At 70.9% G+C, this 25,912-nt stretch carries 24 protein-coding genes, 2 tRNA genes and 1 pseudogene; 14 read left to right on the forward strand and 13 right to left on the reverse strand.

All coding sequences use genetic code 11. The features are described from left to right. Window positions 1-86: 86 nt before the first annotated feature. The 5 genes from VGD70_RS24855 (at window position 87) to VGD70_RS24875 (ending at window position 4,938) form a co-directional block, all read left to right on the forward strand. A complete protein-coding gene (locus VGD70_RS24855; protein WP_331085349.1) occupies window positions 87-1,328 on the forward strand; it encodes a CoA transferase in 1,242 nt (413 codons plus the stop codon). Window position 1,329: 1 nt separating this feature from the next. After that, window positions 1,330-2,073, forward strand: coding sequence for an acetoacetate decarboxylase (locus VGD70_RS24860; RefSeq protein WP_331085351.1), 744 nt, complete (start codon window positions 1,330-1,332; stop codon window positions 2,071-2,073). Continuing rightward, window positions 2,070-3,020, forward strand: coding sequence for a 3-hydroxyacyl-CoA dehydrogenase NAD-binding domain-containing protein (locus VGD70_RS24865; RefSeq protein ID WP_331085353.1), 951 nt, complete (start codon window positions 2,070-2,072; stop codon window positions 3,018-3,020). The genes VGD70_RS24860 and VGD70_RS24865 overlap by 4 nt, the downstream gene beginning before the upstream one ends. 13 nt (window positions 3,021-3,033) lie before the next feature. Further along, window positions 3,034-4,209 carry an acyl-CoA dehydrogenase family protein gene (locus tag VGD70_RS24870; protein ID WP_331085355.1) on the forward strand — a complete coding sequence of 392 codons (1,176 nt, stop codon included), beginning with the start codon at window positions 3,034-3,036 and terminating at the stop codon, window positions 4,207-4,209. A gap of 153 nt (window positions 4,210-4,362) precedes the next feature. Continuing rightward, window positions 4,363-4,938: a dihydrofolate reductase family protein gene (locus VGD70_RS24875; protein WP_331085357.1), complete on the forward strand. Its 576-nt coding sequence runs from the start codon at window positions 4,363-4,365 to the stop codon at window positions 4,936-4,938. Between the two features lie 318 nt (window positions 4,939-5,256). On the opposite strand, the gene VGD70_RS24880 is transcribed toward VGD70_RS24875, so the two are convergent. The 4 genes from VGD70_RS24880 to gltX form a co-directional block, all read right to left on the reverse strand. After that, window positions 5,257-5,329: transfer RNA gene (locus tag VGD70_RS24880), tRNA-Glu, on the reverse strand. A 46-nt stretch (window positions 5,330-5,375) separates the two neighbouring features. Further along, window positions 5,376-5,447: transfer RNA gene (locus tag VGD70_RS24885), tRNA-Gln, on the reverse strand. A gap of 37 nt (window positions 5,448-5,484) precedes the next feature. Further along, window positions 5,485-6,366, reverse strand: coding sequence for an HAD family hydrolase (locus VGD70_RS24890; protein WP_331085359.1), 882 nt, complete (start codon window positions 6,364-6,366; stop codon window positions 5,485-5,487). A 143-nt stretch (window positions 6,367-6,509) separates the two neighbouring features. Beyond that, complete coding sequence (gene gltX / locus VGD70_RS24895; RefSeq protein WP_331085361.1) at window positions 6,510-7,994, reverse strand: glutamate--tRNA ligase; 1,485 nt, start codon at window positions 7,992-7,994, stop codon at window positions 6,510-6,512. A gap of 152 nt (window positions 7,995-8,146) precedes the next feature. Between gltX and VGD70_RS24900 the strand changes: the two genes are divergently transcribed. Further along, entirely contained in the window at window positions 8,147-9,385 is a 1,239-nt protein-coding gene (locus VGD70_RS24900) for an FAD-dependent oxidoreductase (RefSeq protein ID WP_331085363.1), read from the forward strand. A gap of 74 nt (window positions 9,386-9,459) precedes the next feature. Here the strand turns inward: VGD70_RS24900 and VGD70_RS24905 are convergent, their stop codons facing one another. Genes VGD70_RS24905 through VGD70_RS24930 form a run of 6 tightly spaced genes read right to left on the reverse strand, consistent with a single transcriptional unit; the run spans window position 9,460 to window position 16,885 of the window. Further along, complete coding sequence (locus VGD70_RS24905) at window positions 9,460-10,830, reverse strand: L-serine ammonia-lyase (RefSeq protein WP_331085365.1); 1,371 nt, start codon at window positions 10,828-10,830, stop codon at window positions 9,460-9,462. Beyond that, window positions 10,827-11,324, reverse strand: coding sequence for a sarcosine oxidase subunit gamma (locus tag VGD70_RS24910; RefSeq protein WP_331085367.1), 498 nt, complete (start codon window positions 11,322-11,324; stop codon window positions 10,827-10,829). Before VGD70_RS24910 ends, VGD70_RS24905 begins: the two co-directional genes overlap by 4 nt. Then, complete coding sequence (locus tag VGD70_RS24915; protein ID WP_331085369.1) at window positions 11,314-13,947, reverse strand: 2Fe-2S iron-sulfur cluster-binding protein; 2,634 nt, start codon at window positions 13,945-13,947, stop codon at window positions 11,314-11,316. Before VGD70_RS24915 ends, VGD70_RS24910 begins: the two co-directional genes overlap by 11 nt. Further along, a complete protein-coding gene (locus tag VGD70_RS24920) occupies window positions 13,944-14,192 on the reverse strand; it encodes a sarcosine oxidase subunit delta (RefSeq protein WP_331085371.1) in 249 nt (82 codons plus the stop codon). Before VGD70_RS24920 ends, VGD70_RS24915 begins: the two co-directional genes overlap by 4 nt. Before the next feature lie 11 nt (window positions 14,193-14,203). Next, entirely contained in the window at window positions 14,204-15,409 is a 1,206-nt protein-coding gene (locus VGD70_RS24925) for a sarcosine oxidase subunit beta family protein (RefSeq protein ID WP_331085373.1), read from the reverse strand. A gap of 36 nt (window positions 15,410-15,445) precedes the next feature. Further along, a complete protein-coding gene (locus VGD70_RS24930; RefSeq protein WP_331085375.1) occupies window positions 15,446-16,885 on the reverse strand; it encodes a trimethylamine methyltransferase family protein in 1,440 nt (479 codons plus the stop codon). Between the two features lie 98 nt (window positions 16,886-16,983). Between VGD70_RS24930 and VGD70_RS24935 the strand changes: the two genes are divergently transcribed. Genes VGD70_RS24935 through VGD70_RS24955 form a run of 5 tightly spaced genes read left to right on the forward strand, consistent with a single transcriptional unit; the run spans window position 16,984 to window position 21,704 of the window. Then, window positions 16,984-17,757 (forward strand): IclR family transcriptional regulator, encoded by a 774-nt coding sequence (locus tag VGD70_RS24935; protein WP_331085377.1) that lies wholly within the window; start codon window positions 16,984-16,986, stop codon window positions 17,755-17,757. Further along, window positions 17,754-18,419 (forward strand): corrinoid protein, encoded by a 666-nt coding sequence (locus VGD70_RS24940; protein WP_331085379.1) that lies wholly within the window; start codon window positions 17,754-17,756, stop codon window positions 18,417-18,419. The genes VGD70_RS24935 and VGD70_RS24940 overlap by 4 nt, the downstream gene beginning before the upstream one ends. A gap of 9 nt (window positions 18,420-18,428) precedes the next feature. Further along, window positions 18,429-19,304, forward strand: coding sequence for a dihydropteroate synthase (locus VGD70_RS24945; RefSeq protein WP_331085381.1), 876 nt, complete (start codon window positions 18,429-18,431; stop codon window positions 19,302-19,304). Further along, window positions 19,301-21,127: an ASKHA domain-containing protein gene (locus VGD70_RS24950; protein ID WP_331085383.1), complete on the forward strand. Its 1,827-nt coding sequence runs from the start codon at window positions 19,301-19,303 to the stop codon at window positions 21,125-21,127. The genes VGD70_RS24945 and VGD70_RS24950 overlap by 4 nt, the downstream gene beginning before the upstream one ends. Window positions 21,128-21,131: 4 nt before the next feature. Next, window positions 21,132-21,704, forward strand: coding sequence for a DUF1638 domain-containing protein (locus VGD70_RS24955; protein ID WP_331085385.1), 573 nt, complete (start codon window positions 21,132-21,134; stop codon window positions 21,702-21,704). A 19-nt stretch (window positions 21,705-21,723) separates the two neighbouring features. Here VGD70_RS24955 and VGD70_RS24960 read toward each other — a convergent pair whose 3' ends face one another. Further along, window positions 21,724-22,536, reverse strand: coding sequence for a methylenetetrahydrofolate reductase (locus VGD70_RS24960; RefSeq protein ID WP_331085387.1), 813 nt, complete (start codon window positions 22,534-22,536; stop codon window positions 21,724-21,726). Between the two features lie 106 nt (window positions 22,537-22,642). Here VGD70_RS24960 and VGD70_RS24965 point away from each other — a divergent pair, with 106 nt between their 5' ends. Both VGD70_RS24965 and VGD70_RS24970 read left to right on the forward strand, forming a co-directional pair. Next, window positions 22,643-23,413, forward strand: coding sequence for an IclR family transcriptional regulator (locus VGD70_RS24965; protein ID WP_331085389.1), 771 nt, complete (start codon window positions 22,643-22,645; stop codon window positions 23,411-23,413). Window positions 23,414-23,540: 127 nt separating this feature from the next. After that, on the forward strand, window positions 23,541-23,801 hold the full coding sequence (locus tag VGD70_RS24970; protein WP_331085391.1) for a DUF3040 domain-containing protein: 261 nt from the start codon (window positions 23,541-23,543) through the stop codon (window positions 23,799-23,801). A gap of 227 nt (window positions 23,802-24,028) precedes the next feature. On the opposite strand, the gene VGD70_RS24975 is transcribed toward VGD70_RS24970, so the two are convergent. Then, window positions 24,029-24,499: a MarR family winged helix-turn-helix transcriptional regulator gene (locus VGD70_RS24975; protein WP_331085393.1), complete on the reverse strand. Its 471-nt coding sequence runs from the start codon at window positions 24,497-24,499 to the stop codon at window positions 24,029-24,031. A gap of 86 nt (window positions 24,500-24,585) precedes the next feature. Here VGD70_RS24975 and VGD70_RS24980 point away from each other — a divergent pair, with 86 nt between their 5' ends. Continuing rightward, window positions 24,586-25,230 carry an FMN-dependent NADH-azoreductase gene (locus VGD70_RS24980; protein WP_331085395.1) on the forward strand — a complete coding sequence of 215 codons (645 nt, stop codon included), beginning with the start codon at window positions 24,586-24,588 and terminating at the stop codon, window positions 25,228-25,230. Between the two features lie 168 nt (window positions 25,231-25,398). On the opposite strand, the pseudogene VGD70_RS24985 reads toward VGD70_RS24980, so the two are convergent. Further along, a pseudogene (locus tag VGD70_RS24985) lies at window positions 25,399-25,912 on the reverse strand (epoxide hydrolase); the annotation flags it as partial.

The following is a 25,912-nucleotide window of genomic DNA, read 5'->3' on the forward strand; positions in this document are numbered from 1 at the left end:
AAAAGAAAACGTCGTTCCCCGGTTGGACGTGCCGACCCCGGGTAGCCGCTCTGGGACCGCCACCTGTCTCCGGAGGAGGTGTGGCCGTGGCGCTGGCCGACAGGACCGAGGGCGGGGCATCCCCCGGCGCGCTCGAGGGCGTCCGGGTCGTGGACATGTCGACCGTGGTGATGGGTCCGTTCGCAACCCAGATTCTCGGCGACCTGGGCGCCGATGTGATCAAGGTCGAGCCGCCGGGCGGCGAGCCGACCCGGCACGTGTTCCCGCAGCGGCACCCGGGAATGTCCGCGCTCTCGATGAACGTCAACCGCAACAAGCGCAGCCTCGCCGTCGACCTGAAGAACCCGAAGGGCGTCGAGATCCTGTTCGAGCTGCTGGACACCGCCGACCTCCTGGTCACCAACCTGCGCTCCGGCGCGCTGGACCGGCTCGGCCTGGGCTACGAGCGGCTCGCGGAGCGGTTCCCCCGCTTGATCTACTGCCACGCGCAGGGATTCCGGTCGGACTCGGCGCTCGCGAACCGGGCCGCGTACGACGAGATCGTGCAGGCGGCGTCCGGGTTGGCCGACCTGATGCGCCGGGTCACCGGCAAGCCCTACTACGTGCCGACGATCCTGGGCGACAAGCTGTGCTCGCTCACCATCGTCTACTCGGCGCTGGCCGCGCTGCACCGCCGGGACCGGACCGGGCGGGGCCAGCTCGTCGAGGTGCCGATGACCGACACCCTGCTCGCGTTCAACCTCGTCGAACACCTGGAGGGCTACACCTTCGAGCCACCGCTCGGGCCGATGGGCTTCGGCCGGTCGGTCACGCCCACGCACCGGGCGGTCCGCACCAAGGACGGCTGGGCGTGCATCCTGCCCTACAGCCTCAAGAACATCCACGACTTCCTCGCCGCCGCCGGCCGCGCCGACCTCGCCGGCGACCCGCGGTTCACCACGCCGGCCGGGCTCGCCGAGCATCGCGCGGAGCTGTACGAGCTGATCGAGCGGATCGCGCCGGAGAAGACCACGGCCGACTGGGAGGCGCTGTGCGTCGAGCGCGGCATCCCGTTCTCGCCGGTGCTGGACATAACGAAGGTCACCGAGGACCCGTACGTCACCGAGGGGAACCTCATCCGGGAGGCCGAGCACCCGACCGAGGGCACCTACCGGATCGTCCAGCCGCCGGTTCGCCTGTCCGCCAGCCCCGCCACCGTTCGCCGGCATCCCCCGCGCCCCGGTGAGCACAGCGCCGAGGTGCTGGCCGAGCTCGGCCACCCGCTGCGGGAGATCCAGGAGCTGGCCGCGGCCGGCGTGGTGGCCGCCGAGCTCGCGGAAGGCCGTTGAGATGCGCGCCGATCAGGTCGTCCGCCAGGTCGCGACCCCGCTGACCACGCCGGCGTTCCCGTTGGGCCGGTTCAGGTTCACCAACCGGGAGTACTTCAACGTGGTGTACCGGACCGATGCCGACGCGCTGCGCGCCGTGGTCCCGGAACCACTGGAGATCGACGAGCCGCTGGTCCGGTTCGAGGTCATGCACATGGGGGACGTCGAGGGCTACGGCCCCTACACCGAGAGCGGCCAGGCCATCCCGGTGCGGTTCGGCGACGAGCGGGGCGAGTACCTGCACGCCATGTACCTGGACAACTTCCCGGCCACCGCGGCCGGCCGGGAGCTGTCCGCCTACCCGAAGACGATCGGCTCGCCGCGGCTCTACGTCGACCAGGGCGCGCTCGTCGGCACGCTGGACGTCGGGACGTTGCGCGTGGCCACGGCCACCATGGGCTACAAGCACCGGCCGGCGGACCTCGAGGCGGCCGAGCGCCAGCTGACCCTGCCCAACTACATGCTCAAGGTGGTGCCCGGCTACGACGCCCGGCCGCGGGTGTGCGAGCTGGTGTGCACCCGGATCACCGATCTCGTGGTTCACCAGGCGTGGACGGGGCCGGGCCGGCTGCAGCTGTTCCAGCACGCGCTCGCGCCGCTGGCCGACCTGCCCGTGCTGGAGGTCGTCGACACCAGCCACGTGGTCACCGAGCTCACCCTGGCACCGGTGCGACCGGTGTACGACTACCTCGAGGAGGCACGGTGAAGAAGGCCCCCGAGCAGCGGACGGCCGTCGTGGTCGGCGCCGGCACCATCGGGCTGGGGTGGATCACCCTGTTCCTCGCCGCGGGTCTGCGGGTGCGGGTGAACGACCCGCGACCGGACGTCGAGCAGGCGGTGCGCGACGGCGTGCGCCAGTTCGCCCGGACCCTGCCCGGCGGGTCCGCCGACCCGGACGCGCTCGCCGCCCGCCTCATCATCGAGCCCGACGTGGACCGTGCCGTGTCCGGCGCGGACGTCGTCCAGGAGAACGGGCCGGAGAACATCGCGGTCAAACAGCACCTGTTCGCCAGGATCGAGCGGGCGGCCCCGGCCGACGCCCTGCTGCTGTCCTCCACCTCCGGCCTGCTGCCGGACGACATCGGCGCGCGGCTGGCCGACCCGGGGCGGCTGGTGATCGGCCATCCGTTCAACCCGCCGCACGTCATCCCGCTGGTCGAGGTGGTCCCCGGCAGCCAGACCAAGGACAAGACCCTCAAGGCCGCGGTCGCGTTCTACCGGTCGGTCGGCAAGAAACCCGTGGTGCTGCACAAGGCCGTCCCCGGCTTCGTCGCCAACCGGCTCCAGTCGGCGATGTTCCGCGAGTGCGTCCACCTCGTGCGCGAGGGCGTGGTCAGCCTCGAGGAGCTGGACGCCGTGGTCACCAGCTCCCTCGGCCCGCGGTGGGCGGCGGTCGGCCCGTTCCTGGCCTTCCACCTCGGCGGCGGCCCCGGCGGACTGCGCCGGCTGCTCACCCACCTGGGGCCGGGGATGGAGCGCGCGTGGCGCAACCTCGGCCAGCCGCACTTGGACGAGGAGACGATCCGCTACCTCGCCGACGAGGCCGACCGGGCCTACGGCGCCGCCTACGCCGAGCTCGCCGCCCTCCGGGACGTCAAGCAGAACGCCGTGCTGTCCGCGCTCGCGAACGCCGAGAAGCGGCCACGAAAGTGAGGACGTGGAACCCATGCCAGACCTGCTGACCGGCGACTTCTACGCCTTCGAGGAGTTGCTGTCCGACGACGAGCGGGCGATCCTCGCCCGGGTGCGGGAGTTCCTGCGCACCGAGGTCGCGCCGATCGCCAACGACTACTGGGCCCGCGCGGAGTTCCCCATCGAGCTGGTGAAGGGCTACGCCGAGCTGGGCATCGCCGGCCGGGCCTACCCCGAGGAGTCCGGCCCGAAGCCGAGCAGCCTGCTCAGCGGGTTTCTCGCGCTGGAGATGGCGCACACCGACGCGTCGATGGCCACGTTCTTCGGCGTGCACACGGGCCTCGCCATGGGCAGCATCATGGCGTGCGGCTCGCCCGAGCAGCGCGAGCGGTGGCTGCCGCCGATGAGCCGGATGGACCTGCTCGGCGCGTTCGCGCTCACCGAGCCGCAGGGTGGGTCGGACGTCGCCGGCGGCATGCGGACCACCGCCCGGCGCGCGGGCGACGGCTGGGTGCTCAACGGGGCCAAGCGGTGGATCGGCAACGGCACGTTCGCCGACCTGGTGGTGGTCTGGGCCCGCGACGCGGACGACGGGCAGGTCAAGGGTTTCGTGGTGGAGAAGGACACCCCGGGCCTCACCGCGACCAAGATCGAGAACAAGATCGCGTTGCGGTCGGTGCAGAACGCGGACATCACGCTCGCCGACTGCCCCGTGCCGGAGGCCAACAGGCTGCGGAACGCCAACTCCTTCCGGGACACCGCGGGCATCCTGCGGCGCACCCGCAGCGGCGTCGCGTGGCAGTCGGTGGGCGTGATGCTGGCGGCGTACGAGATCGCGCTGGCCTACGCCAAGGAACGCGAGCAGTTCGGCCGCCCGATCGCCAAGTTCCAGCTCGTGCAGGACCTGCTGGTGCGCATGCTCGGCAACGCGACGGCGTCGCTGGCCATGGCGGTGCGCCTGGCCCAGCTCCAGGACGCCGGGACCTATCGGGACGAACACTCCGCGCTGGCCAAGGCGTACTGCACGACCAGGATGCGCGAGGTGGTCGGCTGGGCCCGGGAGCTGTTGGCCGGCAACGGCATCGTGCTCGACTACGACATCGGCCGCTTCGTGGCGGACGCCGAGGCGCTCTACTCCTACGAGGGCACCAGGGAGATCAACACGCTGATCGTGGGCCGCGCGATCACCGGCATGGGCGCGTTCGTCTGACCACCCGCGAATCGCCGGAAGCTGCGGTGTCGCACGAGGCCGGTGCGGAGCAGGATCACCGCGGCAGAGATTTCCCTGCGCGAGATGTCGCACTCGGCAGCTCCCGTTCGACGCACTGACGACCGCGCGTCAGACAACCAGAGGAGCAACCACATGCGCACCCTGATCACCACCGCGTTCGTCTCGCTCGACGGCGTCGTGGAGGCGCCCGGCGGAGAACCGGGCTACCGCAACACGGGCTGGACCTTCAAGGACATCGAGTTCGACGTGGCCGCCTACGAGATCAAGGGCCGCGAGCAGGCCGAGGCCTCGGCCATGATGCTGGGCCGCGCCAGCTACCAGGCATTCTCGCCGGTGTGGCCGGACATGACCACGGAGTTCCCCGGCTACAACGCGATGCCGAAGTACGTCGTGTCGACCACGCTGCAGGAGCAGGACCTGGTGTCCAACTGGGGCGAGATCAGTATTCTCCGGTCACTGGACGACGTCGCCGCACTCAAGGAGACAGAGGGCGGGGCGATCATCGTCCACGGCAGCGCCACCCTGAACCGCAACCTGTCCGACGCCGGCCTGATCGACCGCTACCACCTGCTGGTCTTCCCGGTCCTGCTCGGCGCGGGCAAGCGCCTGTTCAGCGACGCCGACAAGGACAAGCAGAGCCTCAAGGTCATCGAGAGCGAGTCCTACGGCAACGGAATCCAGAAGCTCGTCTACGACGTCGTCCGCTGACCAGTCCCGCGCCCGGCCGGTTCCAGCCGGGAACCGGCCGGACGCGGCTCGTTCCGTCGTCACCCACTGCTCAGCTTCTCGATATATATCCACGCGAACGACAGGTAGGGCGCGATCGCCCACTCCCCTGAGAAGCTCCCCCCGGAAGCCTCCATATCGCCGCTGTACGTCATCGCCGCTGTACGTCGCGCTATCGACGGGGTGAGTCGAGTTCAATCCGCGAGGCATTCCACGCGGCCCCGTCGGGTGACCGCTCGCGGTTGCCGCAGAAACCAAACACGGTGGCGCTGACCTGCGTCAACGCCACCGTGAGTGTTGTAGCCCCGACGGGATTTGAACCCGCGCTACCGCCTTGAGAGGGCGGCGTCCTAGGCCGCTAGACGACGGGGCCTCGGTCGATCAGAGGGAACTGTATCAGTGAAGATTTGTTCGCTCTGCTGGGGTACCAGGACTCGAACCTAGACTAACTGAACCAGAATCAGTCGTGCTGCCGATTACACCATACCCCACCGGCACCGTGGATCTTGGAGCCTCGGCTCACTGCCTCTAGTGCCGGGAAGAGATGTTAGACCACAGCCCGTCGGCACCGGAAATCGGATCCCCGTCCGCAGGGTCCGGCTCGGACAGGTCAGGCGTCCGGTACTCGGTCACCAGCAGCTCCGGCAGGTCGGCGAGGGTCCCGATGGTCTGCACGCCGGCGACGGTCTCGACGGCGTGCCCGGTGGGCGCCGGGGCGCGGTCGAGCCACACGCCGTGCAGGCCCGCGTCGCGGGCGCCGATGGCGTCCGCGTCGAGGAGGTCGCCGACGTGCATGGTGGCGTCGACCGGCACGCCCATGCGGGCGCAGGCCGTGTGAAAGATCACCGGATCGGGTTTGGCCGCGCCCAGCTCGCCGGCGATGAGGACCGTGTCGAAGAAGCGGCTGATGCCGAGGCGCTCGAGCTTCACCCGCTGGTGGGAGCCCGAGGCATTGGTCACGGCGGCGAGCTTCAGACCGGCCGCACGCAGCCAGTCCAGGCACGGGACGGTGTCGTCGAACAGCCGCCAGCCGGCCGACAGCTGGGTGCACCGGCGCCGCTCGAGGTCGGCGACGAGGTCGTCGTCCAGGAGCGCACCGAGGTCGGCGAAGAACGCCTTCGTGCGCTCCCGGTGCATGGCCTCGTAGGCCAGCTCACCGGCCACCACCCGGGCCACGTGCTCGTCGGTGGTGCGCTGCCACCGCGGCCACATGTCGTCGCGGCCGATGAGGTCGCACAGCGCCTGCCGCGCGGTGCTGGTGAAGTCGACGAGCGTGTCGTCGATGTCGAGGCAGACCGCGCGGATCGGCGTGGGCCGGTGCTCGTGCTCCCAACCGTCGGAGCCGGCGCGGTGCGACCGGCGTTCGGCCGCGGCGGCTTCCGCGGGAAATGGCACGAGCCCAAAGGTCATCAGGCGAGGCTAGGCGGTAGGCGGCCGTTTCCGATTCGGCTAACGAGGTGATTGTCGCTCTACTGACACGATTAAGTGACGACGCCTCCAGTGAAACCCGATTAGGCTGTATCGCTTCTTGTCAGCGTGTCGTTACGGGTGTGTCAGCTTCGTGCCAGACGCAATCTGCTGAGTGACCGCTCGCGGCCGAGCAGCTCCAGCGACTCGTACAGCGGCGGCGACACCGTCCGGCCGGTCGCGGCCACCCGAACGGGCGCGAACGCCTTGCGGGGCTTGAGGCCGAGCCCGTCGATCAGCGCGGCCCTGAGGGCCGCCTCGATCGCCTCGGTGGTCCACTCCGGCACGCCCTCGAGGGCCGCGATGCTCGCGTCGAGCACCGGGTCGGCGGCCTCGCCGAGCACCTTGGCGGCGGCGTCGGGGTCCGTGGCGAACCCGTCATCGGGCACGAACAGGAATCGCACCATCTCGGCCGCGTCGGACAGCACGGTGACCCGTTCGCGAACCAGCGGCGCAATTGCGGTGAGCGTGCGCAGCTGATCGTCGGACGGGTTTTCCGGCAGTATTTTCGCGGCAGTCAGATAAGGAATGACACGCGCCACGAAATCGGGCTCGGAAAGCCGCCGAATGTGCTCGGCGTTGATCGCCTCGGCCTTCTTGAGGTCGAACCGGGCCGGGTTGGCGCTGACCCGGGAGATGTCGAACGCCTCGACCATCTCCGCCATGGTGAAGACGTCCCGGTCCTCGGCGATGGCCCAGCCGAGCAGCGCGAGGTAGTTGAGCAGGCCCTCGGGCAGGAAGCCGCGGTCGCGGTAGTGGAACAGGTTGGACTCGGGGTCACGCTTGGACAGCTTCTTGTTGCCCTCGCCGCGCACCAGCGGCAGGTGCCCGAAACTCGGCGTGAACGTGGTGACGCCGATGCGCCCCAGGGCGCCGTAGAGCGCGATCTGCCGGGGCGTGGACGGCAGCAGGTCCTCGCCGCGCAGCACGTGGGTGATGCCCATGAGCGCGTCGTCGACCGGGTTGGTGAGCGTGTAGAGCGGGGCGCCGTTGGCACGCACGAGCACCGGGTCGGGCACGCTGCCGACCTTGAACGCGATGTCGCCGCGGACGAGGTCGGTGAACGTGATGTCCTCGCCGGGCATGCGCAGCCGCAGCACCGGCTCGCGGCCCTCGGCGCGCAGCTCGGCCTTGCGCTCGTCGGTGAGCTCGCGGTCGGCGTTGTCGTAGCCCAGCTTGGGGTCCTGGCCGGCGGCGCGGCGGCGGGCCTCGACCTCCTCGTTGCTGGAGAAGGACTCGTACAGCTCGCCGGCCTCGAGCAGGCGGCGGGCGACGTCGGCGTAGATCTCGCCGCGCGCGCTCTGCCGGTAGGGCTCGTGCGGGCCGCCGACCTCGGGGCCCTCGTCCCAGTCCAGGTTGAGCCAGCGCAGCGCGTCGAGCAGCGCGCGGTAGCTGTCCTCGGTGTCCCGGGCGGCGTCGGTGTCCTCGATGCGGAACACGAGCTTGCCGCCGTGGTGGCGGGCGAACGCCCAGTTGAACAGCAGCGTGCGGATGAGCCCCACGTGCGGGGTTCCGGTGGGCGACGGGGAGAAGCGGGCCCGGACGTCGGCGGGTGCGTGTGCGGTACTCATGACCCGACCAGCGTATCCGCGGCCCCCGCGGCTTGACGCATCGGACGGGTGGGTGCATGCTGAGTTTATTCAACACACGATGAAATCTCGGCTCGCACGACCGGATCGCACTACCTCGGATCACTGTCTCGGATCGCACTGGAGGGATCGAGATGACTGACACCCGGACGACGTGTCTCATCGCCGGCGGTGGCCCGGCGGGCATTGTGCTCGGCCTGCTGCTGGCGCGGGCGGGCGTCGAGGTGACGGTGCTGGAGAAGCACGGCGACTTCCTGCGTGACTTCCGCGGGGACACCGTGCACCCGTCGACGATGGACCTGCTCGACGAATTGGGCCTGGGTGAGCAGTTCGCGAAGCTGCCGCAGCGCAGGCTGGAGCAGGCGCAGGTGCCCTTCCGCAACGGCACGCTCAAGTTCGCCGACTTCACCCAGCTCAGCCGCAAGAGCCGGCACCCCTACGTCTCGCTGGTGCCGCAGTGGGACCTGCTCGACCTGCTGGCCGACGCGGCCAAGCAGGAGTCGACGTTCACGCTGCGGATGAACACCGAGGCCACGGGCCTGGTCACCGAGAACGGCCGGGTCACCGGCGTCGAGTACCGCACCCGCGACGGCGAGACCGGCCGGATCCTGGCCGACCTCACGGTGGCCGCCGACGGGCGCACGTCGGCGCTGCGCAGGAGCGCGGCGCTGACCGTGCGGGACTACCCGACGCCGCTGGACGTGTGGTGGTTCCGGCTGCCGCGCGAGGACACCGACCCGGCCGGGGCCGTCGGCGTGGTGAGCCACAGCCGGGCGGCGGTGCTGCTCGACCGCGGCTCGTACTGGCAGATCGCGACGCTCATTCGCAAGGGCTCGGACCCCGAGCAGCGCAAGGGCCCGGTGCGGGACATGGTCGCGAGCATCGCCGAGGTGGCGCCGTGGTTCGCCGACCGGGTCGACGCTCTCGCCTCGTGGGACGAGGTCAAGTTGCTGGACGTGCGGCTTGATCGGCTCTCGCGGTGGTACCGGGCGGGGCTGCTTTGTATCGGGGACGCGGCGCATGCGATGTCGCCGATTGGTGGGGTGGGGATCAATCTCGCCGTTCAGGACGCCGTCGCGGCCGCTCGGCTGCTCGCCGCTCCCCTGCTTCGTGGCACCGTGTCGGTTGCCGATCTGGCTCGGGTTCAGGCGCGGCGGCGGTTGCCTACTGTCGTGGTGCAAGGGATGCAGCGGTTTCTGCATGCTCGGGTGCTTCGGCGGGCTCTCGCCGGCGATATCGACCTCGTGAACGCTGAGCGGCCGCCCTTGCCCATGCGGCTGCTCGAGCGGTTCCCTCGGTTGCGGGCCATCCCTGCTTACGCGATCGGGTATGGGGTCCGGCCTGAGCACGCTCCCGAGTTCGCCCGCCGCTGACGAGGAGGGCTCGGCCGAGCCCTTCTGCGCCCGCCGACCAGCCCGGCCTCAGGTAGATCGAGCGCCGATCCCGCTCAGCACTCGATCACATTGACGGCCAAGCCGCCCCTGGCTGTTTCCTTGTACTTGACCTTCATGTCCCTGCCCGTCTCGCGCATGGTCTTGATGACCTTGTCCAGGCTCACCACCTGGTTGCCGTCACCGTGCAGGGCCATCCGCGCCGCGTTGATCGCCTTCACCGCGGCCATCGCGTTTCGCTCGATGCAGGGGATCTGGACCAGCCCGCCCACCGGGTCGCAGGTCAGGCCCAGGTTGTGCTCCATCCCGATCTCCGCGGCGTTCTCCACCTGCTCCGGGGTCCCGCCCAGCACCTCGCACAACGCGCCCGCCGCCATCGAGCAGGCCGAGCCGACCTCTCCCTGGCAGCCCACCTCCGCACCCGAGATCGACGCAGTCTCCTTGTAGATCACGCCTATCGCGCCCGCCGTCAGCAGGAAGCGGGTCACGCCGTCCGCGGACGCGCCCGGCACGAACCTCGCGTAGTAGTGCAGCACCGCGGGGATGATGCCTGCCGCACCATTGGTAGGCGCCGTCACCACTCGGCCGCCGGAGGCGTTCTGTTCGTTCACCGCCAGGGCGAACAGGTTCACCCAGTCCAGCACGCGCAGCGGGTCCGTCGAGAACGGGTCCGTGGACAGCTTCGCGTACATCTCGCGTGCCCGGCGGCGCACCTTCAGGCCGCCTGGCAGCACACCATCCTGCTCGCAGCCGCGGCGGACGCAGGCCTGCATGACGTCCCAGATCTCGGTCAGGCCCGCGTGCACGTCAGCCGCGGGGCGCCACGCGGTCTCGTCCGCCAGCATCACCTCGCTGATCGGCAGGCCTGTGTGGCGGCAGTGGGCCAGCAGCTCGGCGCCCGTGCGGAACGGGTAGGCGACCTCGGTGTCGTCGACCTTGATGCGGTCGGCGCCTTGGGCTTCCTCGTCGACGACGAAGCCGCCGCCCACCGAATAGTAGATCCGCTCGCGGAGCACGCCAGCGGCGCCGGAAGCGGAGAACCGCATGCCGTTCGGGTGGAACGGGAGGCTCTTTCGCCGGTGCAGCACCAGGTCCTCGTCGGGGTCGAAGGCGATCTCGTGGCGGCCCAGCAACATCAGGCGGCGGGTGGCACGCACGTGGTCGACCCGGTCCTCGACGGCATCGGTGTCGACGGTCTCGGGTTGCTCGCCCGCGAGGCCCAGCAGCACCGCGCGGTGGCTGCCGTGCCCGTGGCCGGTTGCGCCGAGCGAGCCGAACAGCTCCGCGCGGACCGACACCACCGACCCCAGCCTGCCATCGGCAGCCAGCCCCGACACGAACGTCCGGGCGGCCCGCATCGGGCCGACGGTGTGCGAGCTGGACGGGCCGATCCCGATGCTGAACAGGTCGAACACGCTGATGGTCACTTGGCGAACTCCCTCGAGGCGTCGACCAGCCACTGTGCCAGGTACGACGCGAACGACCCTCGTACCAGCACATGGTAGGTCGGCTCCGCGTCGACCTGACGCAGGATCACCTGCGCCCTGGCCAGCATCGTCTGCGCGCACCGGCCAGGCCCGAACACCCGCGGGTGCAGGTCGACGGACATGCCCTTCGCCAGCACCGCGCGGGCGTGCGGGCCGGACAGCTCGATCGTCGTGCGGTTGGCCGACACGTCCACAACGGACTCCGCGACCAGCTCCGCCGCGACCCCGTCATCGGGCGGGCCGACGACGAGCCACTCGTCCGGACCCAGCCACAGGATCGCGCGGGAACCCGCCTCGGCCACCCGGTTCGGGCCGGGCAGCGGCACGCCGAGCAGCTCGGCCGCCGACGTGCGGACGTTCACCATCGTGCGGAACGGGAGCTCCCGCACGCCGGACACGCCGGCGAGTGGGCTGCGGCGCGGGTCAGCCGTCACGGCGGGTTCCCTCCGGGTCGTAGAGCACGGGCTCGACGACGGTGGCGGCGATCGTGCGGTCGCCCAGCGGCGCGTGCACGACCTGGCCGAGCCGGTCCCGGCCACCGCGCAGCAGCGCCAGCGCGAACGTGCGACCGAGCGCGGCGCTGCGGTAGCTGGACGTGACATGCCCGAGCATCGGCACCGGCGGGTCGAGCGGCACCCCGGGCGCGACCAGCTGCGCGCCCTCGGGCAACAACGCGTCGGGGTCCACCGGCAGCAGGCCGACGAGGTGCTTGCGGTCCGGGCGCGCGGTGTCCGGGCGCCGCAACGAGCGACGGCCGACGAACTGCTTGCGCTTGGAGACGATCCAGTCCATGCCGAGGTCGATCGGGGTGACCGTGCCGTCGGTGTCCTGGCCGACGATCGGGTAGCCCTTCTCCGCCCGCAGCACGTGCATGGTCTCGGTGCCGTACGGGGTGATCCCGTGCTCCTCCCCCGCCGCGAGCACCGCCCGCCACACCGCGAGCCCGTACCAGCTCGCGACGTTGACCTCGAACGCCAGCTCGCCGGAGAAGCTGATCCGCGCGATCCGCGCCGGCACGCCGTCGGCCAGCGTGGTGTCGAGGAACGTCATGAAGCTCAGGTCCACGGCGCTCGGCGCCAGCGCGGCGACGACCTTTCTGGACAGTGGGCCGACGACCGCGATGGTGGCCCACTGCTCGGTGACCGACGTGAGGTGCACGCGCAGGTCCGGCCACTCGGTCTGCAGCCACTCCTCGAACCAGTCGAGCACCGCGGCCGCGTTGCCGGTGGTGGTCGTGGCGAGGAAGTGGTCCTCGGCCAGGCGCAGCACCACGCCGTCGTCGAACACCATGCCGTCGGCGGTGCACAGCATGCCGTAGCGCCCCGAGCCGACCGGGAGCTTGGCGAAGGCGTTGGTGTACATGCGGTTGAGGAACTCGGCGGCGTCCGGCCCGACGATCTCGATCTTGCCGAGCGTGGAGGCGTCCTGTACCCCGACACCTTCGCGGGCCGCGCGGCACTCGCGCAGCACCGCCGCGGCCGGGTCCTCGCCGTCGCGCGGGTAGAACCACGGCCGCTTCCACTGGCCGACGTTCTCGAACTCCGCGCCGTGCTCGACGTGCCAGGAGTGGATCGGCGTCACCCGGACGGGGTCGTGCAGCTCGCCGCGGTCGCGGCCGGCGAGCATCGCGAACGGCACGGGTGTGTACGGCGGGCGGAACGTGGTGGGGCCCGGAGTGCCGGCGCCGAGCGCCTCGGCGATGACGCCGAGCGCGTTCACCCCGGCGGTCTTGCCCTGGTCGTGCGCGGTGCCGATGGTCGTGTACCGCTTGACGTGCTCGGCCGAGCGCAGGCCCGCGCCGGTGGCGCGCAGCACGTCGGCCACCGTGGCGTCGCGCTGGAGGTCGACGAAGTGCGTGTCCCAGGCGCCGTCCGGCGCGGGGATCGTCCACAGTGGCTGGTTGGGGTCGAGCTCGCCGGCGGCCGAGCCGACGGAGACGTTCGCCTGGAGACTCCGGTCGGGGACGAACGCGGCCAGCGACTCGTCGTAGCGAACCGTGCCACCGGCCTGGCTGTGCAGGTGCACCACCGGGTTCCAGCCGCCCGAGACGGCGACGAGATCACAGTGGACCGTCTCGATCGGACCGCCACCGGCCGGGTCGGCGAGGTGCGCGGCGGTGACCTCCGGGTCGCCGTCGGTGCCGACGACCGCGGTACCGTGCCGCACCTCGCCGCCCGCGGCCAGGACCCGGTCGGCCAGCGACGACCCGGCCCGGGTGTCGGCGAGCAGCACGTCCACACCGGACGCGAGCAGGTCGAGCGCGGTCGCGTAGGCGCTGTCGTTGGTGGTGCAGACGACCGCACGCGAGCCCGGCCGCACGGCGTACCGGTTGAGGTAGGTACGCACCGCGCCGGCGAGCAGCACGCCCGGGCGGTCGTTGTCGGCGAACACCAGCGGCCGCTCGTGCGCGCCGGTCGCGAGCACCACCCGGCCGGCCCGCACGTGCCACAGCCGGCCGCCGCCGGGGCGCCGCTCGGCGATCGTGAGGTAGTTGTGGTCGTAGTAGCCGAACACCGTGGCCCGGGTGAGCACCCGGGTCTCCTCGAGCCCGGCCAGCTCGGCGGTCACCTCCGCGAGCCACGGCCAGCGGTCCGGAGTGGACAGCAGCGAGCCGCCGAGCTCGGGCTGCTCGTCGGCCAGGATCACCCGCGCGCCGGACCGCCCCGCCTCGAGTGCTGCCGCGAGCCCAGCCGGTCCGGCGCCGACCACGAGCACGTCGCAGTGCTGGTGGGACTTGTCGTACTCCCCCGCGTTCGGCTCGACCAGCCGGCCGCGCCCGGACAGCGTCTCGGCCACGAGCCCGTCGTGGAGCTCGACCGTGGTGGCCGGCCGCATCGGCGAGGGCCCGACCTGGAGCAGCGCGTTGGGCTCGGCCACCCCGGCGTCGACGATCCCCCGCGGCCGGCCGAGATAGCCGCTGTCGCCGACCCGGCGGACCCCGTTCGCCAGCAACGCGGACGCCACCGTGTCGCCCCGGTATCCCGTGTAGGACACGCCGTCGACGGTGAACCGCAGCGGCGCCGACCGGTCGATCCGCCCGCCGTCCGCACGCCTCATGACCGGCCGCCGAACTCGTGGGTCACCGTGTCCCGCACCGCGTCGAACCAGCGCCGGCAGCCGGCCGAGTGCACCCAGCGCTCGGCGAACGGGCCCTTCGGGTTGTCCCGGACGAACACGTACTCGCCCCACTCCACATCGGACAAGCCGTCCGGGTCGGCCGGGTAGGCGACCCCCGCCGCCCCGCCGTAGGAGAACTCCACCTCGTCCCGGTCGCCGCACCAGGGACAGCGAATCAGCAGCAAGGAGAACCCCCTCAGTGCGCGACGGCGGCGGCGCCGTGCTCGTCGATCAGCGCGCCCGTGGTGAACCGGTCCAAACCGAACGGTCTGTTCAGCTCGTGCGGCTCGCCGGTGGCGATCGTGTGCGCGTACACCCAGCCCGACGCCGGGGTGGCCTTGAACCCGCCGGTGCCCCACCCGCAGTTGACGTAGAGGTTCGCCAGCGGGGTGGGCCCGATGATCGGCGACGCGTCCGGCGAGACGTCCACGATGCCGCCCCAGGTCCGCAGCACGTGCGCGTGGCCGAAGATCGGGAACAGCTCCAGCGCGGCGGCCAGCTGGCGCTCGATGACGTGTACCGAGCCGCGCTGGCCGTAGGAGTTGAACGGGTCGATGCCCGCACCCATCACCAGCTCGCCCTTGTGGGCCTGGCTGACGTAGACGTGCACGTGGTTGGACATCACGACGCACGGGTGCACGGGCTCGAGCAGCTCGGAGACCAGCGCCTGCAACGGGTGGCTCTGGATCGGCAGCCGCAGCCCCGCGAGCGCGGCGAGCACCGACGAGTGGCCGGCGGACGCGAGCGCCACGGTCCCCGCCCGGATCGGCCCGCGGGACGTCTCGACCCCGACGACCCGGTCACCGTCCCGCACGAACCCGGTGACCTCGCAGCCCTGGACGAGGTCGACGCCGAGCCGGTCCGCGGCCCGCGCGAACGCCCACGCGACGTGGTCGTGCTTGGCGATCCCACCGCGGGGCTGCAGCGTGGCGCCGAGCACCGGGTAGCGGACGTCCGGCGAGGTGTTGACGATGGGGCAGAACTCCTTGACCTGCTCCGGCGACAGCCACTCGGCGTCGACCCCGTTGAGCCGGTTGGCGTTGACCCGGCGCACACCCTCGCGGACATCGCCGAGCGTGTGCGCGAGGTTGAGCACACCGCGCTGGCTGAACAGGATGTCGTAGTCGAGCTCCTCGGACAGCCCCTCCCACAACGTCATCGCGTGCTCGTAGATCGCCGCGCTCTCGTCCCAGAGGTAGTTGGAGCGGATGATCGTGGTGTTGCGCGCCATGTTCCCGCCGGCGAGCCAGCCCTTCTCGAGCACGGCCACGTTGGTGATGCCGTGGTTGCGCGCGAGGTAGTACGCGGTGGCGAGCCCGTGCCCGCCCGCGCCGACGATCACCACGTCGTAGGACCACTTCGGCGAGGGATTGCGCCACAGGAAGTCCGGGTGCTGTGACACCGGCTCGCTCCGCTCGTTGCTGAGTGGGCCGCTCACTCAGTCCCCCAGCTCGCGACGCCGGCGGGTGACGTACTCGGCCAGCTCCGCACGGATCGCGTCGTCCAGCGGCGGCTGCTCGTAGTCGGCCAGCTTCTTCTGCGCGATCTCGGCCGCCCGGGCCGCGGTGTCCCGCGCGCCGCCCCGCATCCAGCGCTCGTAGTTCTCCGAGCTGGACAGGAACGGCCGGTAGAAGCAGGTCCGGAACCGCTCCAGGGTGTGCGCCGCGCCGAGGAAGTGCCCGCCGTGGCCGACCTCGGCGTGCGCGTCGAACGCCAGCGACTCCTCGGTGATCTCGAGCGGCCGGAACTCCTGCTGCAGCATCTCCAGCACCTGCACGTCGATCACGAACTTCTCATACGACGCCACCAGGCCGCCCTCGAGCCAGCCCGCGCTGTGCATCACCCAGTTGATGCCCGCGAGGAACGTCGGCAGCATCGTCATCAGGCCCTCGTAGGAGGCCTGCGCGTCGGCCACCTGGCTCGAGGTCAGGCCGCCGCCGGAGCGGACCGGCAGGCCGAACCGGCGCGCGATCTGCCCGGTGCACAGCAGGCCCACCGCGGACTCCGGGGTGCCGAAGCACGGCGAGCCGGACTGCATGTCGATGTTGGACAGGAACGACCCGAAGATCACCGGCGCGCCCGGCCGGATCAGCTGCGACAGCGCGATCCCGGACAGCGCCTCGGCCATCTGCTGGGCCAGCGTGGCCGGGATGGACACCGGCGACATCGCCCCCATCAGCAGGAACGGCGTGAGCACCACCGGCTGGTTGGCCAAGGTGTACTCGAACTGCGCCTCCAGCATCCGGTCGTCCCAGCGCAGCGGCGAGTTGCAGTTGATGAGCGAGATCGTGGCCGGCGTCTTCTCGATCGCCTCGCGGCCGCCGAAGAGGATCTCGGTCATCCGGAGGGTGTCGGCGGCGTTCACCGCGGACACCACGTTGCCCATGTAGAACTTGTCGGTGAGCGTCTGCAGCGCGTAGGTCATGTCGAGGTGCCGCGAGTCCAGCGGCGTGTCGTTCGGCTCGCAGATCACCCCGCCCGCCGAGTCGAGCACGGGGAAGCTCTGCGCCAGCTTGGCGAAGTTCTCGAAGTCGGCCATCGACGCGTCCCGGCGAACCGCGCCCTCCCGCACGAACGGCGGACCGTAGACGCCGCCGAACACCATGTCGTCGCCGCCGATGTGGACGTTGTTGGCCGGGTTGCGGGCCTGCACGTCGAACTCGTGCGGCGCGAGCTTGACCTGTTCGAGCAGGAAGTCGGGGTCGAACCGGACGTTGTTGTCCTCGACCTGCTGCCCCGCCTTGCGGAACAGCTCCAGCGCCCGGTCGGACAGGAACTCCACGCCGATCTCGGACACGATCCGGCGCCAGCCGGAGTCGAGGACCTCCATCGCGTCCGCGGACAGGATCTCGTAGCGAGGCAGCTGGTTACGGAACATCGCTCTCCCTTGACGGTCGGCCGCGCCGAATCCTACGCTCGTGTTATGGAACCGTGGTTCCATATTATGAAACTCTGCGGACGAAGTGGACGAACGGAGTGCACACCTTGACGGTGCCGGCGGGCAGCCAGGCGGTGGACCGAGCCGCGGCATTGCTGGCGCTCGTCGTGGAATCGGGCGAACCTCGCACCTTCACCTCACTGGTGGACGAGCTCGGCCTCGCGAAGTCGACGACGTCGCGGCTCCTGCAGGCGCTCGAGCGCAACCGGCTGGTCCGCCGCGACCGGGCCGGCTCGTTCCGCCCCGGCCCGCTGTTCGCGATCTATGCCACCCAGCACGACACCACGCAGGACCTGCTCGACGTGTCCCAGGCGACGCTCGACGACATCGGGGAGCGGACCGGGGAGACCGTCAACCTCGCCGTGCCGCGCGGTGAGGAGGTCGTGCAGATCGCCCAGGTCGACTCCGACTACCTGATCGGCGCCACGAACTGGCTCGACGTGTCCGTGCCGCCGCACTGCTCCGCGCTGGGCAAGGTGTTCTACGCCTACCGCGCGATGCCGCTGCCCGACGGGGAGCTGCCGCCGCCGCCCCGCGGCAAACCGCTGTCCCGCCGCCAGCTCGAGACCGACCTCGTCGAGACCGCCCGGCGGGGCTGGGCGCTCGCGTGGGAGGAGCTCGAGGAAGGGCTCGTCGCGATCGCCGCACCCGTGCACGCCCGCGACGGCTCGGTCGTCGCCTCGGTCTCGGTCTCCGGCCCGACCACCCGCATCACCAAGACCGGCGCGGCCCGCATCGGGGAGCAGCTCGCCGCCGAGACCCGGGCCATCTCCCGACAGCTCGGTTACCGACCAGGAAAGGCCACGCCGTGACCCCTGACGAGATCCTCAAGGCCTTGTACGACGAGACCCTCGTCGGCAACGCGCCCCGCGTGCTGGAGCTGACCAACCTCGGCCTCGACCAAGGCATGTCACCCGAGACGATGCTGTTCGACGCGCTCATCCCGTCGCTGGAGGAGGTCGGCGCCCGGTTCGAGCGCGGCGACTTCTTCGTGCCCGAGATGCTGATCGCCGGCAAGGCCATGAGCGGCGCGCTCAACGTCCTGCGCCCGCTGCTCGCCGAGACCGGCGCGGAGACCGTCGGCACGTTCCTGATGGGCACGGTCAAGGGCGACGTGCACGACATCGGCAAGAACCTGGTCAACATCATGCTGGAGGGCGCCGGCTTCCACGTGATCGACCTCGGCGTGCAGGTGGCGCCGGAGAAGTTCGTGAAGGCCATCGAGGAGCACAAGCCGGACGTGGTCGGCTTCTCCGCGTTCCTCACCACCACGATGCCGATGTTCAAGGCCAACATCAACGCGCTGGTGAAGGCGGGCCTGCGGGACAAGGTGATCGTGCTGGTCGGCGGCGCGCCGGTCACCCAGGAGTACGCGGACGCGGTGGGTGCCGACGGGTACGCCGCCGACGCGTCCGCCGCGGTCAAGCGCGCCAAGGAGCTCATCCGCCTGCGCCGCGCCGCGGCCGCCGTCTGAGGGGCGCTCATGCAGACCGTTCTGTCCTCGGCCACCAAGACCGTCACGATCGGACCCGACGAGCCGTTCTGCGTCATCGGCGAGCGGATCAACCCGACCGGCCGGTCGAGGTTCCAGGAGAAGCTGCGGGCCGGCGACCTGTCCCGCATCGAGGTCGACGTGGCCGAGCAGCTCGCCGGCGGCGCGATGGTGCTCGACATCAACATGGGTGTGCCGCTCACCGACGAGGCCGAGCTGCTGTGTGCGGCCATCAAGCTGGTGCAGGGGCTCACCGACCTGCCGCTGGTCATCGACTCCTCGGTGGTCGGCGCGCTCGAGGCGGCGCTGGAGGTCTACCAGGGCAAGCCGCTGGTGAACTCGGTGACCGGCGAGCAGGAGCGGCTCGACGAGATCCTCCCGCTGGTGCGCCGGTACGGGGCCGCGGTCATCGCGCTGCCCAACGAGGAGGACGAGATCCCGGACGACCCGCACAAGCGGCTCGAGATCACCCGCAAGATCATCGACATCGCGTGCGGGAAGTACGACATCCCCCTCGCCGACATCGTGATCGACCCGCTCGCCATGCCGATCGGCGCGGACACCACCCTTGTGCACAAGACGCTCGACACGATCGCGCTCATCCGCGAGGAGTTCGGCGTCAACATGACCCTCGGCGCCGGCAACGTCTCCTTCGGCATGCCGAACCGCACGGTGCTGGGTGCGACGTTCCTGCCGATGGCCATGCGCTGCGGGCTCACCTCGGCGATCATGGACGCCCGCTCACCGGTGATGGTCGAGGCGGTGAAGGCGGCGGACCTGTTGCTGGGCAACGACGACTGGGGCGCCAACTGGATCGCGGCGCACCGGGCCAAGCTGCGTGCCGCCGCCGAGACCGGAGCGCCATGACCGACCGCGTCCGGATCTCGTTCACGCCCAACGATCGCGAGGTCCGGGTGCCCGCCGGGGTGACCGTGTTCGACGCGGCCAGCTGGCACGGCATCGCCATCGACTCGACCTGCGGCGGGCACGGCACCTGCCGCAAGTGTCGGGTGCGGGTCGACGGCCCCGTCGAGGTGTCCACATCGGACCCACGGGCCTTCTCCCCCGCCGAGCTCGCCGACGGCTGGCGGCTCGCGTGCCTCGCGCGGGCCACGTCGGATCTCGCGGTCGAGGTGCCGCCGATGCTCACCCGGCCGAAGGCGGCGATGGTCGGCGTCGGCCGGCAGGTGATCCTGCGGCCCGCGGTGCAGAAGCGGTGCGTGACGCTGGCCGAGCCGTCGCTGGCCGACCAGCAGTCCGATATGGAGCGCCTGCTCGCCGCGCTGGACGACCTGTCGCTGTCGGTGGACCTGCGCGCGGTCCGCGGCCTGCCGAAGGCGTTGCGGGACAACGACTTCACCGTCACCGCGGTGGTGGTCGACGACCGGCTGGTCGACGTCGAGCCGGGTGACACCAGCGGCGAACGCTACGGCATCGCGTTCGATCTCGGCACCACCACGGTGGTCGCCACCCTGCTCGACCTGTCCACCGGCACCCCGTCGGCGGTGGCCTCGATGCTGAACGCGCAGCAGCCGTTCGGCGCGGACGTCATCACCCGGATCAGCGCCACCATGCTCGACCCCGAAGCACTCGGCCGGCTCACCGCGCGGGCCCACGAGACACTGTCCACACTGGCCGCCGAGGTCTGCGCGGAGGCCGGCGTCGACCCGTTGCGGGTGTACGAGATCGCGCTCGCCGGCAACGCCACGATGACCCAGCTCGCGCTCGGCATCGACCCCGAGCCGCTCGGCGTGGCGCCGTTCGTCATGGCGACCCGGACCCTCCCCCGGGTGCTGGCCGCGGACCTGGGCGTGCCGGTGCACCCGGGCGCGCCCGCGTACACGTTCCCCGCGCTCGGCGCGTACGTCGGCGGCGACATCGTGGCCGGGATGCTCGCGTCCGGAATGGACCGGGACAAGCGCTTGCGGCTGTTCGTCGACGTCGGCACCAACTGCGAGATCGTGCTCGGCGACGGCTCGCGGCTGCTGGCGACCGCCGCCCCGGCCGGGCCGGCGTTCGAGGGCGCGGCCATCCGCTGCGGGATGCGTGCGGCCGAGGGCGCGATCGAGGTCGTCAAGATCGACCAGGAGGACGTGCGGCTGCAGGTGATCGGCGACGCCGAGCCGCTGGGGCTCTGCGGCTCGGGCCTGGTGGACGCGGTGGCCGAGCTGGTGGCCATCGGCCTGCTGGACTCCTCGGGCCGGCTGATGGCCGAGGACGCGGCGCGGGAGAAGTTCCCCGGCCTCGCCGACCGGTTGTGCGAGGTGGCCGGCGAGCGGGTGTTCGTCCTGCACCGGCGCGAGGCAGACCCGGCGACGTCGGTGTACCTGTCCCAGCGCGACGTGCGGGAGCTGCAGTTCGCCAAGGCCGCCATCGGCACCGGGTGGCGGCTGCTCGTCGAGGAGCTCGGCGTGGCCGAGAGCGACATCCAGCAGGTGCTGCTGGCCGGGTCGTTCGGCTCGTACCTGTCGCCGGCCAACGCGGTGCGGATCGGGCTGGTGCCCGACATCTCCGTGCTGCGGATCGTCAGCGCGGGCAACGTGGCGGGCGAGGGCGCGAAGATGGCGTTGCTGTCGATGCGCGAGCGGGTCGGCGCCCAGGCGTTGCTTGAGGAGGTGCGCTATGTCGAGCTCTCCGACCGCCCGGACTTCAATGACCGGTTCATCGAGCAGCTCGCCTTCCCGGCCTGACCCGGTGGCCGTCGTGGCGTGCGGCGCGCTCGCGTCGCACGTCGGTGACATCGCCGCGCGCCGGGGCTGGCCGGTGCACGTCCACCCGCTGCCCCCGTTGCTGCACAACCATCCCGCGCGGATCGCGGCCGCCGTCGAGGACGCGCTCGACACGCTCGGCGGCTACCGCCGGGTGGCCGTGGCGTTCGCCGACTGCGGTACCTACGGCGCGCTGGACGAGGTGTGCGCCCGCCGTGGCGTGGCGCGGCTCGGCGGTGCCCACTGCTACGACGTGTTCGCCGGCGTGGGCCGCATGCGGGCTCTGTTTGAGGCAGAGCCGGGCACCTACGTGCTCACCGACTTCCTGGTCCGCTCGTTCCGCCGCACGGTCGTCGCCGAGCTCGGGCTCGACCGGTACCCGTCGCTGCGCGAGGACTACTTCCGGCACTACCGCCGGGTGGTCTGGCTGGCGCAGCGGCCGACCGACGCGCTGCGCGCGCAGGCCGCCGAGGCCGCCGCGGTGCTGGGGCTGCCACTGGAGGTCGTGCCGGTCGGGGACATCGGCCTGGAACGGGAGCTGGCCTTGCTCGTGACATGACTCGCTCCGCAAGCTCCGCTCAGGAGTTGAGCAGCTCGGCCCGCCACCGTTCGGTCTCGGCCACCTGGTTGAACGTGAACACGTGCAGCCCGGCCACCGCCAGGTCCGGAGTGGACAGTTCGGCGCCGGCCCTGGTGAGCAGCCTCTCCGGCGAGTAGGAGGTGGCCAGCCGGGCGAACCAGGCCAGGTGCCTGCCGAGGAACCGCGCCGACTCCGCGACCCCGATCTTGCCCGCCATCGACAGCAGCTTCGTCCGCTCCACCGGCCCGGCCAGGCCGATCCGGATCGGCAGGTCGACCCCGCGCCGCCGCACCCGCCGGACCCACGCGGCGAGCACCTTCGCGTCGAAGCACAGGTTCGACACGATGTAGGTGGCGTGCGTCCGCTTGTCCCACATGGACTGCACGACGATGTCGTCGTCGATGGCCGGGTGGCTCTGCGGGTAGCCGGTGATGCCGACGTGCCGGAAGGGGCGGCCGAGCGCGGTGAGCTCGGCCAGCAGCGGGAGCGCGCCGTCGTAGCGCCCGGCGGGCGGGTCGGCGTCGCCGGCCGGGACGAACACGTCGTCGATGCCGGCCGTGACGAGCCTGTCGACGATCTCCTTCAGGTGCACCTCGTCGACGACCAGGCGCGCGGACACGTGCGGCACGACCCGGTAGCCGCGCTTCGCGAGCCGCTCGGCGAGGTCGAGCGTGGGGCCGAGGCCCTTGGTGGGCGACGCGGTGACCGTGATGGTGACGTCGAGCGGCACCGACTCGACCACCCGGTCCTCGATCGTGTTCGTGGGAATGACCTCGTAGCGGACGTTCCGCAGCCAGTCGACGTTGCGCATAGCCCAACTCGATTCGTCATACGCAATGGCGTCGCTGTCGAGAGTAACTCCCGTCCCGAAGCCGGACAAGGAACTAAGCGTTCGCGACAACGCATATAGTTTCGCCATGAGCAACAAGGAGGCCGGCACCGGGGTTCAGTCGGTCGACCGGGCGATCAGCGTCCTGGAGATCCTGGCGCGGCAGGGCGAGGCGGGCGTCAGCGAGGTCGCGGCCGAGATCGAGGTGCACAAGTCGACGGCGTTCCGGCTGCTCAACGCGCTCGAGACGCGGGGCCTGGTCGAGCAGGCGGAGGACCGGGGGAAGTACCGGCTGGGGTTCGGCATCGTGCGCCTCGCCGGGGCGGTGTCCGGGGGCATGGACGTGACGCGGCACAGCCGCCCGGTGTGCGAGCGCCTCGCGCGCGAGCTGGGCGAGACGGTGAACATCGCGGTCGGCGAGGCGCACTACGCGGTGAACCTGGACCAGGTGCGCGGCCCGTCGGCGGTGACCGCGCACAACTGGGTCGGCCGGCTCACGCCACTGCACGCGACGTCGAGCGGCAAGGTGCTGCTGGCCTACCGCAGCGAGAAGCGCCGCACGGAGCTGCTGTCGCACGGGATGGAGCGGTTCACCCCGCACACGGCGACGACGCGCAAGCAGCTGACGGCGGACCTGGCCGCCGTGCACGAGCGGGGCTACGCGGTGGCCGTCGAGGAGTACGAGATCGGCCTCAACGCGATCGCGGCGCCCATCCGCGGTCACGACGGCAAGGTGTTCGCGGCGGTGAGCGCGTCGGGCCCGGCCTACCGGCTGACGGAGTCGCTGATGCACGAGCAGGCCCCGGCCCTGATCCACGGCGCGGACGAGATCAGCCGCCGGCTCGGCTATCTCGGCTAGAGCGCCGGCTCGGGTTCGCCGGAAAAATCATGGTCCGGCCTGGTTTCCGTTGTGGGCGTAGGGGTATGCAGCGGGAACCGGCTCGGGCGGGCGTGCCCCGGCCACCAATCGCGTGCGTGGAGTCGCCATGCTCAGCCACCACGAAGACAGGCAGCTCAGAGCCATCGAGCAGTGGTTCGAGGAGTCGGATCCGGCGTTGACGCGGATGCTCCGCAACTACGAGGCGCCGGGACGCAACCGGCAACGCACGGCCGCCCGCCTCGCGGTGGACCTGACGGGCGCGGTCCTGCTGACGATCGGCGCCCTCACCGCGGTCGCGGTCCTGGTCGTGATCGGCTTCCTCATGATCACCGTCGGCGTCTGCCTACACCTCGCCGCTCGCGGCTGACGCGGGCACCGCCGACACGGGCGGAACAACGCGAAGCCATGACGGCTGACGCCGCCGGAAAGAACAGGACTGCTTCTTCGTGAGCCGGCCGTGCACGCTCGGTGCCACTGACGACCGACTCGCGGGGAGCAGGTCGGGGAGGCCGCGCTGCCGGCGGCGCTGACCGCGGACCGAACCGGGCGGATGCGCGACATCCAGGTCAACGGCCCCAGGACCCCGTCCGACACCTAGGCGTCGATGTCCGTGGGGCAGCTCGTCTCCCCTCCACGGGCCGCCTGCAGAAGGAGGGTGTGGAGCGTTTCGCGCTGGCTCTCGTCGAGTGCGCCGAGCACCTCGTCCTCGATCGCCGCGAGCGCGGATTCGGCCTTCTCGAGCTGTTTCGCGCCGGCGTCGGTGAGCTCGACCAGGTGCCGGCGCCGATCCTCGGGCGAGCGTCGCCGTTCGATCAGGTTCTCGGCCTCCAGCTCGTTGAGCAGGCCGACGACATTGGTCCCGTCCATCTCCAGCGTGGCGGCGAGGGACTGCTGGGTGCAGTCGCCGCGACTCCGCAGCACCGTCAGCGCCACAAGATGACGCGGCCGCAGGCCCAGCGGTGCCAGCACCGCCTCAGAACGCACCCGCACGCGACGCGCGAGATGGTCGAGCAGCGCACCGGAGCGATGCTCGACCGGCTGGTTGACCACGGGCAGGGAACCCATAGCCCAAGTCTACCCGCCGACACCACCAACCGATGTGCTATAAATGATTTGTGCTACACAAACCATCTATGAAGGGGGCATGAGCGGTGCACCTCCTGCACATCGACTCGAGCATCCAGGGTGACCGGTCCGTCAGTCGCAAGCTCTCCGCGCGCGCCGCGGACCTCTGGCGCGACGCGCATCCCCGGGGCACCGTCACCTATCGGGACCTGGGCAGCAATCCCGTCCCGCATCTCGACGCGACTACCGGCCCGGCCCGGCTAATGCCCGCGGAGCAACACACCCCGGCCCAGGCCGCCTCGTGGGCACTCACCGAGGAGCTGGTCGACGAGATCAAGTCGGCGGACACGGTCCTGCTGGGACTTCCGCTGTACAACTTCGGCGCACCCAGCAGCGTCAAGGCCTGGGTGGACCACCTCATCGCGCCCGGACTGTCCATCGATGCCGAGACCCACGCTCCCCTGCTCGGCGGCCGCGAGTTCGTCGTACTCGCCAGCCGTGGTGGGGGCTACACCGAAGGCACCCCCCGCCACGGTTGGGACCACGCGGAACCGTGGCTTCCGCACGCCTTGGCGTCGACAGGTCTGGAACCACGCTTCATCACCGCCCAGCTCACCCTCGCCCACACCACCCCCGCCATGGCGGAACTGATCCCGCTGGCCGAGCAGAGCCTGGCCGAGGCCGAGCGCGCCGTCGACGAACTGTGGACCCCGGCAGCCGCAATGGTCTGAGCCGCCCCGACGTACTGCGGCCTATCAGCACCAGACGGCACAACGGGATGATCCACAGGAGATCGGCGACAAGAGTTGGTGACCGTCACAGGCGGTGCCGCGGGCCAGGAGCCGCTGCCGATCCCCGTCGTTGGCTGGACCCGAGCACCGAACACCGCCGCGGCGGTTTCAGCGCAGCTTGCTGAAGAACTCCCGGACGTCGTCGACGAGCAGGTCCGGGGCCTCCATGGCGGCGAAGTGGCCGCCGCGGCCGAACTCGGACCAGTGCACGACGGTGTGTTCGAGCTCGACAGTGCGCCGGATCGACACATCCAGAGGGAACACCGCGACCCCGGTCGGCACCGTGGAACGCGCACTCGCGCCCCAGGCTCCGGCATGCGCGGTCTCGTAGTAGCTGTTGGCCGAGGACCCGGCCGTGCCGGTCAGCCAGTACAGCATCACGTTGGTCAGCAACAGATCCCGGTCCACCGCGTCCTCGGGCAGTTCGGCGGCGGGATCGGTCCACTCCTTGAACTTCTCCACGATCCAGGCCAACTGCCCGACCGGGGAGTCGTGCAGCCCGTGCGCCAGCGTCTGCGGCCGGGTGATCTGGATCATCGTGTAGCCGGACTGCTCGGTCTGCAGGTACCGCAGGTGCTCCAGCCGCGCCCGCTCGGCCTCGGTCAGCTCCCCCACCTCGTCC

Origin of the sequence: Actinophytocola sp. (assembly GCF_036402745.1) — a bacterium.
Classification (GTDB): Bacteria; Actinomycetota; Actinomycetes; order Mycobacteriales; family Pseudonocardiaceae; genus Actinophytocola.